This is a genomic window from Arthrobacter alpinus (assembly GCF_001445575.1).
In the GTDB taxonomy this organism is placed as follows: domain Bacteria; phylum Actinomycetota; class Actinomycetes; order Actinomycetales; family Micrococcaceae; genus Specibacter; species Specibacter alpinus_C.
Window position 1 is genome coordinate 675,139 of the sequence record NZ_CP013200.1, and the last position, 15,146, is coordinate 690,284.

The following is a 15,146-nucleotide window of genomic DNA, read 5'->3' on the forward strand; positions in this document are numbered from 1 at the left end:
ACCATAACGCGGAGGACCCCGAGAACATGAACGAGATTTCCTTGGATGCCAAGGGCCAGATCAGGCTCAACGTTTTGCTCCGATGGGCGGCGGAGATGGCTCAGGCCGGACGCCAAGTACCCGATGCCAGCCATCTGGAAGTCATTGCCCACACAAGGGTTGTCGCCATTGAAGGAGCAGGCGCAGCCATTGTTGACATGTGGGAGCCAGCCATCAGCTGGATGCTCAAACAGGCCGCTTTTGGTGTCACAGACCCGTACCTTCACCTGCCAGAGGAGCTGCTGCGCCCGGAAGGCAGCGAACCGGCGCAGGCCGCCGTCGTACTTGTAGAAGTACCCGCTGAGGTGAGCGAACAACCCGCCGCTCCAGAGCCGGTTGCGTCCGCCCCGGCAGCCGCGAGTCAGCCGGCAGCCCATCAAACACTGCCTAAAGTGGCACCAGCGTCCCGAGTCCCCAAGTGGGAGCTCACGGCGATTGATCAGGTTCACGAGGCCATCAAGCGGTACCTCAAGCCATTGGAGGCGCTGCGGGCTCGTGATGCCAACGAAGGCGACACGCGCATGGTGGTGACCGACATGCTCTGTGAGGGCTTGGACTATGACAAGTTCAAGGACCTCACCACCGAATACATGGTGAAGCAGGACTTTGCTGACTACGGGGTTCGGATCGACAAGCAGCTGGTGGCCTTCATCGAGGTCAAGCGGATCAGCCAGAAACTCAATGAGCGCCACCTTCGCCAGGTGCTGATGTACGCGGTGAATGAGGGCGTGGAATGGATGGTTCTGACCAACGGTGCCGTGTGGCAGGCGTACCATCTGACCGGTGGGCTGCCCGTGGTGGTGGACATGGTGTTTGAGGTAGATCTATTGGGGCCGGCCACAATTGCTGAGAAGACCGAGCTGATGTTCCTGCTGCATAAGGAGGCGCTGAAGCGCCGGCGGATTGATGAATTGTGGCGGCATCGTGCGGCCACCGAACCGGGAGCGCTGCTGGATGTGATCCTCTCCGACGCCATGTTGGATGAGCTACGCAAGGAAGTGCGCCGCAAGACCGGCATCGCCACCACGGCACAGGCGTTGAGCGAGGTGATCCGCACCGAGATTGTGGATCCAAAGCTCTTGGCCAAGCGGTTCAAGCCGTAACGCGAGGGTTCGGCTGGGCGGTTTGCCCCACGTAAACTTGAGCGCATGAACCACCATTTGGCACAAAACGTTGTCCCTGCAGCTGCGACCGCGCTTCCCAAGGCCGAGCTGCACTTGCATATTGAGGGCACGCTCGAGCCTGAATTGATTCTGGCTCTGGCGGCTCGCAATGGCATCACGCTGCCGTTCCCAACGCTGGAAGCGCTGCGGGAGCAGTATGAGTTCACCGATCTGCAGTCGTTCCTGAACCTGTATTACGCCGACATGGCCGTGTTGATCACTGAGGCTGATTTTGCGGACATGACCCGGGCATACCTGGCACGTGCAAAGGAAGCCGGTGTCCGCCATGCCGAGATTATGTTTGATCCCCAGGCTCATGTTGCTCGCGGAGTGGAACTTTCGACGGCGGTCAACGGCATTGCCGTGGCCCTCGCCTCAAGCGAGGCGGACTTTGGTATCACGACCGGATTGATCGCTGCGTTCTTGCGCGATGAGTCGCAGGAATCGGCGATTTCCGTTCTGGATCAGTTGTTGGCCATGAATGCTCCCATCATCGGAATCGGCCTGGACTCGGCCGAGGTGGGCAATCCGCCGTCGAAGTTCATCCGCTTGTTCAAACGTGCCGCAGAAGCAGGGCTGCGACTGGTAGCCCACGCCGGCGAAGAGGGCCCGCCCAGCTACGTTGAAGACGCGTTGAACCTGCTTGGTGTGGAGCGGATCGACCATGGCATTAGGGCCGTGGAAGATAAATTTCTGGTCAAGCGGCTGGTGGCTGAGCAGATTCCGTTGACGGTCTGCCCGCTGTCCAACGTGCGGCTGCGCGCCGTGGACACCCTGGCCGCCCACCCGCTGCCGCAGATGATTGCGGCGGGACTGAACGTCTGCGTCAACTCCGACGATCCGGCGTATTTTGGCGGGTACGTGGGCGCCAACTTTGATGCACTGGTAGCCGAGTTTGCATGGGACGCCGCCACGGTGGAAAAGTTGGCCGCCAACTCCATCCGCTCCTCCTTTGCCTCTGACGAGCGGAAGCAGATACTGCTGGATGAACTTGCTGCTTGGCGTGCCGCGCAGGACTGACTGTCTGCCTTATTCGGGCTTCTAGCCTTCCGGCCGCCCGGAATGCGCGGCCCTAGGGCTATTGAATGGTTAGCCTCGGGCGAGCAGATCCCCGGCCACTTGCGTGACGGGGCCCACCTGCTCGATAAGCAGGATGGTGCCCAGTGCACACATGATGATGCCGCTGGTCAGTGTCACCCCGCGGGCCGCTGCTGGACGTGAACGCAGCAGCTTCCGTGCGCCGACTGCCACAAGCGAGTAGATGACGGCGGTCATGGCGACGAAGGACAGCCCCAGAACTGCAGACTGAAGAGGCACCGAAAACGCAGCGTCTGCCCTGATGAACTGCGGGGTGAGGGCAACGAACAGCAGCAGCCCTTTGGGGTTGATGCTGCTGGTGCCAAAACCTTGCAGGAACGGTCCCCATGCTGAGTCGGGTTTGCCGACTGAGGAATCTTCAGGGGTCAAGCCATCGGCGGGCATGGCGTTTCCCGCAGCGGCGTTCACGGGCAGTTCACCGTTGGGTCCCACGGTGACAAAACCGGCGCGTCGCCATGATCTGGTGGTCATGAATCCGAGCCACAAAAGGTAGAGGGCCCCGGCAATTGTCAGCCACAACAACAGGCTCGGCATGGCTGCCATGAGGGCCGCGATTCCGGCCGCAAGCAAGACGGTGTGCAGGACGTAGCCGCCACACAACCCCGCAATAGCAGGGATAAAGCTGCGTTTTCCTAGGCCGGAAGAGATCGCAAAAGCCCAATCCGGCCCGGGCGTGCAGCTCAGGGTGATGGCGACAATGAGGAAGCCTACGAGTGCCTGCGGTTCCATGATGCTCCTGCTGCTGGGGTTGGTGGTGAACATTGCTGCTTGTCTACGGCAAGCTTAGGGAAAAAGAAGACATAAGTGCTTACCTTTTTTGCCACTAAATACGGTGTTGGCGATAAGATATGTCTGTGATTGATGCCATTGATAAAGAAATTTTGCGCACACTCCAAAATGATGGCCGGATGAGCGCAACGGCGTTGGCCGCCGAGGTGGGCCTGACGGTTGCGCCGTGCCATCGCCGGCTGAAGGATTTGGAGGCGTCGGGGGCCATTAGTGGTTACCGGGCCATCATCGACCCGGCCGCGGTCGGCTTGGGCTTTGAGGCGTTGGTGTTCGTGACCTTGGCGCGTGTTGACCGGTCGACGCTTGACGAGTTCGAAGCTCAGGTCTGTGCCAATACGCGCATCACCTCGGCTCAGCGACTTTTTGGCGATCCTGACTACATTTTGAAAGTCATGGCCAAGGACCTCAGCGACTATCAACAGTGCTTCGACAACGAGCTCACGATGCTTCCTGGCGTACAACGGGTCAGTTCTACCCTTGTCATGAAGAACCTGAAACCAGGCTCAGGCCTGCCACTATAACGCGTTTTTTGGGCAAGTTAGGGTGTGGTCAGTCCACATTGAATGTGTTTTGCCCTACAGTGGAGATCATGAAAATTGCGCTCTTCGCCACCTGCATCGTTGATGCCATGTACCCGCGCACGGCACAGGCCACCGTCTCCCTTCTGGAGCGGCTCGGACACGAGGTTGTGTTCCCGGCCGGGCAGGCCTGCTGCGGGCAAATGCACGTCAACTCCGGCTACTTTAAGGAAGCCCACGCCGTTGTGGCCAACCATGTTGAAGCCTTCGACACGGATGACTACGACGTCGCAGTGGCGCCTTCGGGTTCCTGCGTAGCCAGCGTGAAGCACCAGCATGAGATGGTGGCACGCCGTTGCGGAGATGCGGGACTTGAGGCTAGGGCCGCCAAAGTTGGCGCCAAAACCTACGAGCTATCCCAATTGCTGACAGATGTTCTGGGCATCACGAACGCGGCTGAACAGCTGGGTTCGTACTTCCCGCACAAGGTTACTTATCATCCGAGTTGCCATGGGATGCGACTGTTGCGGTTGGAGGACAGGCAGTTGAATTTGCTGGCGAGTGTGGGTGGTATCCAGATGGTGGAGTTGCCACAAGCCGATCAGTGCTGCGGCTTCGGTGGCACGTTCTCGATGAAGAATGCTGATGTTTCTTCCGCCATGAACGCTGATAAGGCTGCGAACATTTGCGGCACCGGCGCCGAACTGTGCTCCGGCGGCGACGCCAGTTGCCTGCTGCACATTGGCGGCGGGCTCTCCCGTCAGGGTAGTGAGGTAGGGACCCTGCACTTTGCCGAGATTCTGGCGAGCACCTTTGCAAACCCCGTAACAGTCACCGGCGACGTTAAATTAGCAGGGAGCAAGCGATGAGCAGTAATACTTTTTTGGGCATGCCTTCGCTGCCTGTTTTTGGTCACGGCAACCTCAACGCGACCGAGCCGTTCCCGAAGGCCGCACACCGTGAACTCGGCAACGAGCAGCTGCGCGCTAATCTGGGCCATGCCACCCACACCATTCGGGATAAGCGCCTGAAGGTTGTTGCCGAGCTTCCCGACTGGGAACAGATGCGTGACGCTGGCAGTGCCATCAAGAACGCGACCATGGCGAATCTGCCAGCCCTGTTGGATCAGTTCGAGGCGAACTTTACGGCCCGGGGTGGCATTATTCACTGGGCGCGGGACGCTCAGGAAGCCAATGAGATTGTCACTGCCCTCATTCGTGAGACCGGTGAAACTGAAGTGGTCAAGGTCAAGTCCATGGCTACCCAGGAAATCGGTCTTAATGAGTATCTGGAAGAGCAGGGCATCGCGGCCTTTGAAACGGATCTGGCCGAGCTGATCGTGCAGCTGGATCATGATAAACCCAGTCATATTCTGGTTCCGGCGATTCATAAGAACCGTAGTCAGGTCCGCGAGATTTTCCTGCGGGAGATGCCTGTGGTGGATCCGAACCTCACGGACGAGCCGGCTCGTTTGGCTGAGGCTGCGCGCACGCATTTGCGCAAGAAGTTTCTCTCCGCGAAGGTGGCCGTTTCTGGTGCGAACTTCGGCCTGGCCGATACGGGGACATTGACGGTGGTGGAGTCTGAGGGTAACGGCCGCATGTGCCTGACCCTGCCGGAAACCCTCATCACGGTCATGGGCATTGAAAAGCTACTGCCCACCTGGCAGGACCTTGAAGTCTTCATGCAGTTGCTGCCGCGGTCTTCCACGGGGGAGCGGATGAACCCGTACACCTCACTGTGGACCGGTGTTACCCCCGGTGATGGGCCGCAGAACGTGCACCTGGTCATGTTGGATAACGGCCGCACGGCCGCCTTAGCTGATGAATACGGGCGCACAGCGCTGAACTGCATTCGCTGCTCGGCGTGTATGAATGTGTGTCCTGTGTATGAACGCACGGGCGGGCACGCGTACGGTTCCACCTACCCTGGGCCGATTGGTGCGATTCTTTCCCCGTTGATGACAGGGATTAAGAGCGAGGAAAACAGCTCTCTGCCGTATGCTTCGTCCCTGTGTGGGGCGTGTTTTGATGCGTGCCCGGTGAAGATTAACATCCCGGAAATCCTGGTCCACCTGCGCGGTGAGGACGTTGATTCCAAACGCTCCAAGGTCAAGATCCCTACCCAGATGGATCTGATGATGAAGGGCGCCGAATGGGCATTCTCCAAAGGCTCGCATCTGGGCTTGTTGGAAAAGGGCTTACCCCTAGGCAAGCTCGCTGCCGGGCGCGCCAAAGTCATCAAACGGCTGCCCGGCATCGCTGGCGGCTGGACGCAAAGTAGGGATATCCCGGCCCCGCCCAGCCAGTCGTTCCGCCAATGGTGGGACAAGGATCACCAGCCAAGTGCCGCCGTCGTACCTGGCACGGGTACCTCAAACAGCAGCGAAGGGGAGCAGGCATGAGCGCCCGCGAGGACATCATGAACCGCATCAAATCGGCCCTGCGTGATGCGCCGGAGACTCCCGTGGTGCCGCGTGAATACCGCCGCAGCTCGGACATGACCGCGGCGCAGCGCCTTGAGCAGCTCGTGGACAGGCTGGTGGATTACAAGGCGAACGTGTTCCTCACACCCACCTCCGACGTTGCCGCAAGGCTGGCCGAATTGCTCGCCAGCAGTGCCTCGATTGTGGTTCCGCATGGCCTGGACCAGGAGTGGCTTGCGGGACTGAAGGACGACGCCGGGACGCTTGCTGTGCATGTTGACGCACCCGGGAACCGCCTCACTACCGCTGACCTAGACACGGTCGACGCCGTCGTCACAGCCGCCGCGGTCGCGGTCTCGGAAACCGGAACCATCATGCTCGACGGCAGCGACGATCAAGGACGGCGCATTATCTCCCTTGTCCCAGACCGGCACATCTGCATCCTCCGAGCAGCAGACATCGTGGAAGTACTCCCCGAAGCCATCGCCCGCCTCGAAGCAACCCGCCCACAAACCTGGATCAGCGGCCCCAGCGCCACCAGCGACATCGAACTCGAACGCGTCGAAGGCGTCCACGGACCACGAACCCTCGACGTCATCATCCTGACCTAACAGCCTGGCCGGGCGGCCGAGCCACTCGCAGGCAGCAAGATTTCCGCGGTCGCTAAGCGACCTTGAAAATCCATCCCCGCTGCGTGGCTCGGCCGCCCGGCGGGTTCCAGCGGACAGGGTCCTCGACAGATGCTGTTCGCAGTGGAAGCATGGCGGTCATGAGACCTTCGGAGTTATTGACTGACGCTTTTGGCAGGATTGGCACCATTGTTGGCGGTGTCTTGGACGGATTGGAGCCGACGAAGGCTAATTGGCGCCCCGGAGGGAGCGGCAATTCCATCACCTGGCTTGTGTGGCACCTGTCGCGTGGGCAAGACGAACAAATTGCCGATGTGGCCGGGACGCAGTCTCTTTGGCGCAGCGGAGGGTATGCGGCACGCTTTGCTTTCGAGCTAAACCCGGACGATACCGGTTACGGTCACTCGAGCGAGCAGGTCTCGGCGGTTCATGTTGATTCCATGGAACTGCTGCGTGAGTACTTCGAGGCGGTTCTGGCGCGGAGCCTGGACTATGTGGGTGGCTTGGCGGATGCCGAGCTCGAGGGGATCGTGGATAAACGCTGGAATCCACCGGTGACCCTCGGTGTTCGGCTCATCAGTATTCTCGATGACTGTGTGCAACATGGCGGTCAGGCGGCGTATGTGAAGGGCTTGCTGGCTCAGGGCAACTTTGCTCCTGCGCTTCGTTAGGACGAAATGGTACGCCAGTCCAAGAGCTGCGCACCGTTGTTTGAACAACGGTGCGCAGCTGCAAACTCTGCAACTCAGGCCCCGGCGTGCTCGCCTCAAAAGGAGACCCCTTACATATTTCGGCGGCCCCACCTAGACTGACAACAACCCCGCTGTCCACCCTCAATCCCGTGCACCATCTACGTGTTTTCAGGGTGCCACATAAGGCGTCAGGGGGTTGATTTCTCGTTGCACTTGAAGCGCCAAAAATGGTGGCTTCTGAACTAACTGGGAAGGAAAACCATGTCAGGAAACAAAGCAGTTGCCTACAAGGGACCGGGGGTTGTCGAGGTCATCGACATCGATTACCCCACGTTTGAACTTAAGGACGGACCGGGCGTCAACCCGGCCAATGTGGGGAGAAAAGTTCCCCACGGCGTCATCCTGCGCACCGTCGCCACCAACATTTGCGGCTCGGATCAGCACATGGTGCGAGGACGCACCACCGCCCCCTCGGACCTAGTCTTGGGCCACGAAATCACCGGCGAAGTAGTTGAAGTCGGCTCGGATGTGGAGTTCATCAAGGTGGGTGACATCTGTTCCGTACCCTTCAATATTGCTTGCGGCCGCTGCCGCAACTGCAAGGAGCGCAAAACCGGTATCTGCCTCAACGTCAATCCGGACCGCCCCGGCAGCGCCTACGGCTACGTTGACATGGGCGGCTGGGTGGGTGGCCAAGCCGAGTACGTTTTGGTTCCCTACGCCGATTGGAACTTGCTGAAGTTCCCGGATCGGGACCAGGCGCTCGAGAAGATGCTCGATTTGACCATGCTTTCGGATATTTTCCCCACCGGCTTCCACGGGGCCGTCACGGCTGGGGTGGGTGTGGGTTCCACCGTCTACATCGCCGGGGCCGGGCCGGTTGGCCTCGCTGCGGCAACGTCGGCGCACTTGTTGGGTGCCGCCGTCGTCATTGTCGGTGACATGAACGCGGACAGACTGGCACAGGCACGTACCTTCGGCTGCGAGACCATCGACCTTTCTGACGGCGAACCGGGCGCCCAGATCGAGCAGCTGCTGGGTGTGCCCGAGGTGGATTGTGCGGTGGACGCCGTTGGTTTCGAGGCAAAGGGCCATGGGCACGGCGCGGGCGAGGCTCCGGCCACAGTTCTGAACTCGCTCATGGACATTACGGCTGCGGGCGGGTCCTTGGGCATTCCGGGCCTTTATGTCACGGGTGATCCGGGCGGCATTGATGCGGCGGCTCAAAAGGGTGCCCTGTCGCTGAGTTTGGGCACCGGCTGGGCCAAGTCACTGTCCTTCACCACGGGGCAGTGCCCCGTCATGAAGTACAACCGCGGCCTGATGATGGCGATCCTGCATGACAAGGTTTCCATTGCCAAGAACGTCAACGCGAAGGCGATTTCTCTCGCCGATGCGCCGCGCGGCTATGCCGAGTTCGACGCCGGTGCAGCCACCAAATACGTCCTGAACCCCAACGGATACCTGAACTAGACAGGGCAGCTAGGCAGTCATACGCCGGTTCGGCGCAGCTGAGGATCCTCGTCTGCGCCGAACCGGCGTTTGCCTGCCCGTGCTATTTTTCCCAGGGAGCCTTGAACGGGAAGTACTGTTCCAAAAATTCGGTGACTAATAGCCGGCGCTTTTCCGGGGCGGCGTCACCAAAACTACCGTCGTTGAGGCACAGAAAGTCGGCATTGCGCCGAGCTAGCACCTGCGGTAATTCGGCAAGCCCTGCCATGTTGGCCGTGTCAACGTACAGTCCATGGCCGTCCTTGTGCATGACCGCACGGCCTGTGAGTAGCGCGTAGTAGTGGTACAGCGAGTTGGTCACTGAAATATTGTCCGCGGCCCTGAACGTGCTGGCTGCCGTTGCTGCGAACTCTGCTGCAAATTCCTGTTCCAGCTCGGCCAGCACCGAGCGCCGCAGAGGCGCCGCGCTGTGTTCCAAATGATGGGTTGTAAAGGTGCCAAAGCGGTCCCATAGAAGCCTTCGGTTGACGCGGGCCGAGTTCTCAAAACCACTGCGTTCCACGTCGCTTTCACCCAGACCGATGCGGTTGGGGGAGAGCATGAAGCGGGTGATGCCACCCGGCGTGAAAAACATATCCGGTGAGAGCGGTCGGCCAAAGAACATGTCGTCATTGGAATAGAGGAAATGCTCCGCCAAGCTGTCGATATGGTGCAGCTGGGATTCCACTGCCATGGAATTGTGCGTTGGGAGCACCGCGGGGTTGCCAAAGTGCTCGCCGCTGCGGACCAGCGTGACCTTGGGATGTTCGGCCAGCCAGCTGGGAGCCGGAGAGTCTGTGGCAATGAAGATGTGCCGGACCCACGGAGCAAAGAGGTGAACCGAACGCAATGCGTACTTCAGCTCGTCGACCTGGCGGAAGCGCGATTCGTGATCGTCACCTTCGCCTAGTTGTGCCCCCGTTTCCAGTTCTCGGCGGGCTCTCTGATAGGAGAGCGCACTGCCGTCAACCCAGGAAAAGACCATGTCAATGTCGAAACGGATGTCGAAGGCGTGATCGATGAACATGTTTTCAATGGTCGGCCAACTCTTCCCGTACAGTTCCACGGTACTGAGAGTGGCTTCGCTCCGGTCCACGACCCGGCGGGTAAGGGAATTTTCCAGCGGCAGGTCAATCCGGGTGTCTAAGAAGTTCCACAGCTCAATTTGCACACCCCACGCCGCCCCGTAATAAAGCCCGCCGGCGGGAGCCACGCGTGGCCGGAACAGCCTGAAGATTCGTGTCTCGAGCGCGGCCGCGAGCCTGCCGTCCGCAAGCAGGACCGTGGACTTGCGCGTATCCACACTCCGCGCGTAAAAGGGTTCCTGCGCGAAGGCAGTAGTGAGTGCCTGTTCTAAGGGCTGGCGCAAGGAGCTGTCAATTGCCAGGACGGGGCGTTCATCGTTGCCTCGCACCAGCAGGTACGCAATGCCACAGTCATTCAGCACCCTGCGGACAGCCAGTAGATCGGAGATCATGGCCTCGCGAGGTGTTAGACCCGCCGTGTTGAGCAACGCCAACCGGCCGTGCGAGAGGGAAACATCGTTACGTGCGAGGATCGCTGCCGCCGCGGGAGTGCTGAGAGCAGTAGATTTTCTGGGCAAGCAAGGCTCCTGGCGATTGTGGGATGGGCCGTCTTGAGCTTATCGCTCCGGCACTTGTCCCAGCCGGAACACATTGCTCGGGTCAAAGTACTCGGCCAGCGCCGTGAGTTTCCCCAGCACTGCTGGAGTGTAATTCCCGGCGAACCCAGCAGCCCCGCTCCCGGCGGAGAAGTTGGGTAAAGTTCCGCCATATGCCCATGGCGACATGTTTGTCATTAAGTCCCCAGCATGCGCGCGGAAGGCGGGCAGAACGGGAGGGGGGCCAACGCCCACGGTGCACAGGCCGAAGGGCGCATCACGGTGGCACAAGGCGCTGGGCACAGCGGGTTCTTGAGCCAGAGCACCGCCAAACTGTCTGATCTCCACCATTAACTGGGGCGAGGAACTATCCGGCCCCGCAGCTTCCAGCAAGCTAGTGGCCGCAGCCACTGGGAAGTCTGCCAGTAACGTGTGGCCCTCGGCGGCTGGCAGTGGGTCTTCGGGATCCGAGTGGACCATCCCGATCATGGAGGAAGGCATCGGCCCCACCGCATCCATAAGCAACGACCCGGCCGAGCGCATCGGCGCAAGCCAGGTGGCGCCGTCGTCCGCTGTTCCGATGTAGACGTACCTGACGGCAATGGTGAATTTCCCGGCGAGTGGTTCGGGTACGCCAGGCAGGGGCGGCAATTGCATCATGGCTACGGAGGTGGTGGCGGCGCCGGGGAGAGTGGGGCACCATTGGGCCCAGGTGCGCAGCACGTTTTCGACGTGGAATGCGTCAAAAAACAGGGCGCCGGCGTAGATGAAAGGGAGTTCCAGCAGCTCAAATTCCATGCCCGTGATGATGCCCAGCGAGCCCTTGCCGCCGCGCAGCCCCCAGAAGAGCTCCGGATCCGATTGCGCCGAAACCTGGTGAAGTTCTCCATCGCCGGTGACGACTTCGAACGAGCGCACGCGGTCAGATGCGGCGCCGAAGGTTCTCGCCATGGGGCCGATACCGCCGCCGCTCGTGTAGCCGGCCACGCTGACCCCCGGCGCTGAACAGGAGAGGCCCGTCAGCCCCACGCCCTCGCAGGCCGACAAGATCGTTTTCCAGGTGACTCCGGCACCAATCCGGGCGGTGCGTTTGTCGACGTCCAGGACAAAAGTGTCGAGGGCTCGAGTGTGGATGAGCAGGGCGCCGTCCATTTCGCTGGCAATGCCGTGCCCGGTTGCTTGTACGGCGACGAGCAGCCCGTTGGCGGCCGCAAATTTGACGACTTCGGCCACATCTCCGGGGTTAGCGGCTTCCACTACGGCGGCTGGCGAGGCTTGCACGGCGAGGTTCCACGGAGTCGCTAATTCGTCGTAAGCGGGGACTCCGGGCTCATGCAGTGCACCGGCCAGATTACGGCGCAGCGCCCCAAATACGATGTTGTGGACAGTGGCTGGTTCCGGCGTTTGGGGCGATTCCATGGTGTCCTCCGCAGATTGGCCGCCGCACAACGCATCAGACCCCCAGACGGCCTATCTTTAAGCGTGCCACTGCTTGGGCGAGCTGGCTAGATCACTGCGGAAAGTTCGACGGCGGATCCCGCGTTAGCCCGCCATCGGCCGCTTTTTGCGGTGGAACAGGAGCGCCACGGCGATTCCGGCCAGCCAGAAATCCTTGGCCATAGCGGTTCCGGCCGGCGTGGGGCGGATGCCGTCGGCTTCGGTCATGCCGGGGGACTTCAAATATGTGGCCACGAGCCCGCCGGAGAATGCTCCGAGCGCCAGCCCGGCCAGACGGCTGGATACGAATGGGGTTAAGATGACTGCGCCGACGGCGATTTCGGAGTAGGCCAGACGGCTGCCAAATTGTTCGGGCGTCCAGGTGCTCACTTGGGGGATGACGCGTTGGGCGGCGTCCTGCAGACCTGCGGCGTGTTCGGGCGTTAGTTTGAGCTTGCCAATACCGGAGTTGAGAATGAATGCACCGGAGACCAGTCGTAGTGCGGCGTTGCTGATGCTGAATCCCATGGGTTTCTCCTGAGGTTCGTGGTGAGTGGTTCGTGAAAAGCGGTAGTGGTTTCAGCCTAGGGTTGTAGCCCGGTCATGGCTAGTGTCCTGTTCGGCAGCCCAGGGGCCCGTGGGCCACGAACGACGTTGGGCGATTCGAAACTGCAGCTAAAGGGGGTGCCGAGGCCCGGGACCCCCTTTAGCTGCAGTTTGGAATTCAGCCCTGCGGCCCCCGGGTTGCCGCAAGCCCGGCGATCAGGGCGTTCAGACCGAGAGAAAAAGCCGCGTCGGCGTCATTTTGCACAGGCTTGGCTGAATCGGCCGGATCCGGTGCGTGGCCCGCGCCGGCCGTGCCCGTAACGCCCGTGCCCCGTCCGCCGTGCCCCTCATGCTCGCTCTACCTAGCCCGCGGTGGGTCACAGCGACGCTGAAGCTTGGAGCCTGCGGGGCGAGCGAACCGGCGTCGAAAATGTCGTCGGGTGCGTTGACGTCATAGGCCGAACCGTAAATGAACGACTCCAGCGCCACGACGGCGTCAATGACGGATTCCGGAGCCCAGCCGGCCGCCAGAAATCCGTTCGTAACGGCCTCGTACATGGTGATGGTCGCCGGTGCGTTGGTGACCGGCAGCAGTGCAATGACGGGGATCAGTGGTAGGTGCGCGGCGAAAACATCCCTGTAAGAGCGTGCCCAGCTGGCCACCGCAGCGTCCCATGGTTCGGTGGTAAAGGCGGAAACGTCCACGCGGCCCATGAGGTGATCCTCAACGAGCAGCAACACATCCTGCTTTGAACGCACATGGTTGTAAAGAGCCGATGGCGCCACATTCAATGATCTGGCCAGGCCCGCCATGGTCAAGCCCTTGTAGCCGTCATGGCTGATTAACTTCAGTGCCGCCTTGGTGATCCGCGCGGAACTCAGCAGCGCCTTCGGGGGCCGGCCTGCCCGTCGTCGCGCTTGATGATGCAGTTCGGCAGTCTCAGCCAAGGCCAATCCCATTCCTCATCCTTGATCCTGGCGCAATGTCTTCGCGCAGCTTCTTCAGGCACCTAAACGCAAGTTTCTTTGGCCTGCCCCTTTACGGCGGCAGGTGACGTCCATTACAGTCTATTCTAAATGAACGGCATTCATTTAGTGAAGCGCATCACGGAAGTTTTGCAGGAGAGGGAATAATGACATCGGCAGAAAACCCCGTCACGATCCACCGCGACGTCGTCATCATCGGCGCCGGACCATCAGGACTGACCGCCGCGCACGAACTGAAAAAGGCGGGCCTAAGTGTGGCAGTCTTGGAGGCCCGCGACCGGGTTGGCGGACGCACCTGGTCCAACACGATCGACGGCGCCTGGCTGGAGATCGGCGGCCAGTGGGTCTCCCCGGACCAGACTGCCCTGATCGGGCTGCTCGATGAACTGGGTCTGGACACCTACTCGCGCTACCGCGACGGCGACAGCGTCTACATCGCCCCCGACGGCACCCGCACCCGCTACACCGGCGAAATGTTCCCGGTCGCCGCAGACACCGAGTCCGAGATGAACAAACTCATCGCCACTCTGGACGCGCTGGCAGCTCTCATGGATCCCGCCACGCCTTGGGCGCACCCGCAGGCCCGCGAACTGGACATCATCTCCTTCCATCATTGGCTGCGCACCCAGTCCGGCAACGAGGAAGCCTGTAATAACATCGGCCTGTTCATTGCTGGCGGCATGCTCACCAAGCCCGCCCACGCATTTTCCGCGCTGCAGGCTGTGTTCATGGCATCCTCGGCAGGTTCCTTCAGCAACCTTGTGGACGACAACTTCATCCTCGACAAGCGCGTGGTGGGCGGCATGCAGGGCGTTTCCCTCGCGATCGCCAAAGAGCTTGGCGCCGATGTCATTTTGAATTCCCCGGCCCGGACCGTCCGTTGGGAGAAGAACGACGCCGGCTACCTCGCCACCGTGATTGCCGACGGCGCCACCGTCACCGCCAAGCGTGTGGTCATGGCCGTTCCGCCCAACCTGTACACCCGGGTCTCCTTCGATCCGCCGCTGCCACGCCGCCAGCACCAGATGCACCAGCACCAATCCCTGGGGCTGGTCATCAAGGTTCATGCAGTCTATGAAACCCCGTTCTGGCGCGAAGACGGGCTGTCCGGCACCGGCTTCAGTGCTTCCTCGCTGGTTCAAGAGGTCTACGACAACACAAACCACCAGGACCCCCGCGGCACCTTGGTTGGCTTCGTTTCCGATGAAAAGGCCGACTACGCATTCACGCTTTCCCCAGAACAGCGGAAGAAGGAAATTACCGCATCGCTCGCGGAATTCCTTGGCGATGCTGCTGCGGAACCGGTGGTCTACTACGAATCCGATTGGGGCTCGGAAGAGTGGACCCGTGGCGCCTACGCCGCCAGCTACGATCTGGGCGGGTTGCACCGCTACGGTCCGGATCAGCTGACACCCGTGGGACCCATTCACTGGTCATGTTCAGATCTGGCTGCGGAGGGCTATCAGCACGTGGACGGCGCCGTCCGAATGGGGCAGTTCACCGCCAACAAGCTGATCGCAGAGCTCGAATAACGCTGGCAGCCATGGCCTGCCAGCCCTCGGCCCGGCATTTTTCCGGCGACTATCCGACGCGTCGGCCGCAAGCGGCCTTTGGCGTCTCCTTTACGTCGCCTACAAAAAATGCCGGCTCCGCGGTCTGGCCCGGCAGTCACCACTGATTCGCCGTGCTTCGGTCAGCTTTTAGCGGATTC

14 protein-coding genes are annotated in these 15,146 nt (G+C 60.9%); 9 read left to right on the plus strand and 5 right to left on the minus strand.

Features of this window, described 5'->3' with window-relative positions:
• The first annotated feature begins 26 nt into the window (after positions 1–26).
• Together AS189_RS02845 and AS189_RS02850 are read left to right on the plus strand one after the other, a co-directional pair.
• Entirely contained in the window at positions 27–1,142 is a 1,116-nt protein-coding gene (locus tag AS189_RS02845) for a type I restriction enzyme HsdR N-terminal domain-containing protein (protein ID WP_062286231.1), read from the plus strand.
• A 45-nt stretch (positions 1,143–1,187) separates the two neighbouring features.
• The gene (locus tag AS189_RS02850; protein ID WP_062286233.1) at positions 1,188–2,222 is read left to right on the plus strand and encodes an adenosine deaminase; all 1,035 of its coding nucleotides are present in this window, start codon (positions 1,188–1,190) and stop codon (positions 2,220–2,222) included.
• 69 nt (positions 2,223–2,291) lie between these two features.
• On the opposite strand, the gene AS189_RS02855 is transcribed toward AS189_RS02850, so the two are convergent.
• Positions 2,292–3,029 carry a LysE family translocator gene (locus AS189_RS02855; RefSeq protein ID WP_062292821.1) on the minus strand — a complete coding sequence of 246 codons (738 nt, stop codon included), beginning with the start codon at positions 3,027–3,029 and terminating at the stop codon, positions 2,292–2,294.
• A 125-nt stretch (positions 3,030–3,154) separates the two neighbouring features.
• Here AS189_RS02855 and AS189_RS02860 point away from each other — a divergent pair, with 125 nt between their 5' ends.
• The 6 genes from AS189_RS02860 (at position 3,155) to fdhA (ending at position 8,826) form a co-directional block, all read left to right on the plus strand.
• Positions 3,155–3,610: an Lrp/AsnC family transcriptional regulator gene (locus AS189_RS02860; protein WP_193393526.1), complete on the plus strand. Its 456-nt coding sequence runs from the start codon at positions 3,155–3,157 to the stop codon at positions 3,608–3,610.
• 68 nt (positions 3,611–3,678) lie between these two features.
• Positions 3,679–4,476: a (Fe-S)-binding protein gene (locus AS189_RS02865; RefSeq protein ID WP_062292827.1), complete on the plus strand. Its 798-nt coding sequence runs from the start codon at positions 3,679–3,681 to the stop codon at positions 4,474–4,476.
• Positions 4,473–6,011, plus strand: coding sequence for a LutB/LldF family L-lactate oxidation iron-sulfur protein (locus AS189_RS02870; protein ID WP_062286235.1), 1,539 nt, complete (start codon positions 4,473–4,475; stop codon positions 6,009–6,011). Before AS189_RS02865 ends, AS189_RS02870 begins: the two co-directional genes overlap by 4 nt.
• Positions 6,008–6,643, plus strand: coding sequence for a LutC/YkgG family protein (locus AS189_RS02875; RefSeq protein ID WP_062286237.1), 636 nt, complete (start codon positions 6,008–6,010; stop codon positions 6,641–6,643). Before AS189_RS02870 ends, AS189_RS02875 begins: the two co-directional genes overlap by 4 nt.
• Before the next feature lie 158 nt (positions 6,644–6,801).
• Complete coding sequence (locus tag AS189_RS02880; protein ID WP_062292829.1) at positions 6,802–7,332, plus strand: mycothiol transferase; 531 nt, start codon at positions 6,802–6,804, stop codon at positions 7,330–7,332.
• Positions 7,333–7,614: 282 nt separating this feature from the next.
• On the plus strand, positions 7,615–8,826 hold the full coding sequence (gene fdhA, locus AS189_RS02885; RefSeq protein ID WP_062286238.1) for a formaldehyde dehydrogenase, glutathione-independent: 1,212 nt from the start codon (positions 7,615–7,617) through the stop codon (positions 8,824–8,826).
• 82 nt (positions 8,827–8,908) lie between these two features.
• Here the strand turns inward: fdhA and AS189_RS02890 are convergent, their stop codons facing one another.
• The 4 genes from AS189_RS02890 to AS189_RS02905 all read right to left on the minus strand — a co-directional run bounded on the left by AS189_RS02890 (position 8,909) and on the right by AS189_RS02905 (position 13,408).
• Complete coding sequence (locus AS189_RS02890; protein WP_237759955.1) at positions 8,909–10,447, minus strand: stealth conserved region 3 domain-containing protein; 1,539 nt, start codon at positions 10,445–10,447, stop codon at positions 8,909–8,911.
• A 39-nt stretch (positions 10,448–10,486) separates the two neighbouring features.
• Positions 10,487–11,884, minus strand: coding sequence for an FAD-binding oxidoreductase (locus AS189_RS02895; RefSeq protein WP_062286240.1), 1,398 nt, complete (start codon positions 11,882–11,884; stop codon positions 10,487–10,489).
• Between the two features lie 123 nt (positions 11,885–12,007).
• Positions 12,008–12,430 carry a hypothetical protein gene (locus tag AS189_RS02900; protein ID WP_062286242.1) on the minus strand — a complete coding sequence of 141 codons (423 nt, stop codon included), beginning with the start codon at positions 12,428–12,430 and terminating at the stop codon, positions 12,008–12,010.
• Between the two features lie 243 nt (positions 12,431–12,673).
• A complete protein-coding gene (locus AS189_RS02905; protein ID WP_062286244.1) occupies positions 12,674–13,408 on the minus strand; it encodes a TetR/AcrR family transcriptional regulator in 735 nt (244 codons plus the stop codon).
• A 173-nt stretch (positions 13,409–13,581) separates the two neighbouring features.
• Here AS189_RS02905 and AS189_RS02910 point away from each other — a divergent pair, with 173 nt between their 5' ends.
• On the plus strand, positions 13,582–14,967 hold the full coding sequence (locus tag AS189_RS02910; RefSeq protein WP_062286246.1) for a flavin monoamine oxidase family protein: 1,386 nt from the start codon (positions 13,582–13,584) through the stop codon (positions 14,965–14,967).
• Positions 14,968–15,146: the final 179 nt, after the last annotated feature.

Coding starts and splice junctions, on each gene's coding strand:
- AS189_RS02870 (WP_062286235.1), top strand. CDS start 4,473: ATGAGCAGTAATACTTTTTTGGGCATGCCTTCGCTGCCTGTTTTTGGT.
- AS189_RS02910 (WP_062286246.1), top strand. CDS start 13,582: ATGACATCGGCAGAAAACCCCGTCACGATCCACCGCGACGTCGTCATC.
- AS189_RS02855 (WP_062292821.1), bottom strand. CDS start 3,029: ATGGAACCGCAGGCACTCGTAGGCTTCCTCATTGTCGCCATCACCCTG.
- AS189_RS02895 (WP_062286240.1), bottom strand. CDS start 11,884: ATGGAATCGCCCCAAACGCCGGAACCAGCCACTGTCCACAACATCGTA.
- AS189_RS02865 (WP_062292827.1), top strand. CDS start 3,679: ATGAAAATTGCGCTCTTCGCCACCTGCATCGTTGATGCCATGTACCCG.
- AS189_RS02875 (WP_062286237.1), top strand. CDS start 6,008: ATGAGCGCCCGCGAGGACATCATGAACCGCATCAAATCGGCCCTGCGT.
- AS189_RS02850 (WP_062286233.1), top strand. CDS start 1,188: ATGAACCACCATTTGGCACAAAACGTTGTCCCTGCAGCTGCGACCGCG.
- AS189_RS02880 (WP_062292829.1), top strand. CDS start 6,802: ATGAGACCTTCGGAGTTATTGACTGACGCTTTTGGCAGGATTGGCACC.
- AS189_RS02900 (WP_062286242.1), bottom strand. CDS start 12,430: ATGGGATTCAGCATCAGCAACGCCGCACTACGACTGGTCTCCGGTGCA.
- AS189_RS02845 (WP_062286231.1), top strand. CDS start 27: ATGAACGAGATTTCCTTGGATGCCAAGGGCCAGATCAGGCTCAACGTT.
- fdhA (WP_062286238.1), top strand. CDS start 7,615: ATGTCAGGAAACAAAGCAGTTGCCTACAAGGGACCGGGGGTTGTCGAG.
- AS189_RS02905 (WP_062286244.1), bottom strand. CDS start 13,408: ATGGGATTGGCCTTGGCTGAGACTGCCGAACTGCATCATCAAGCGCGA.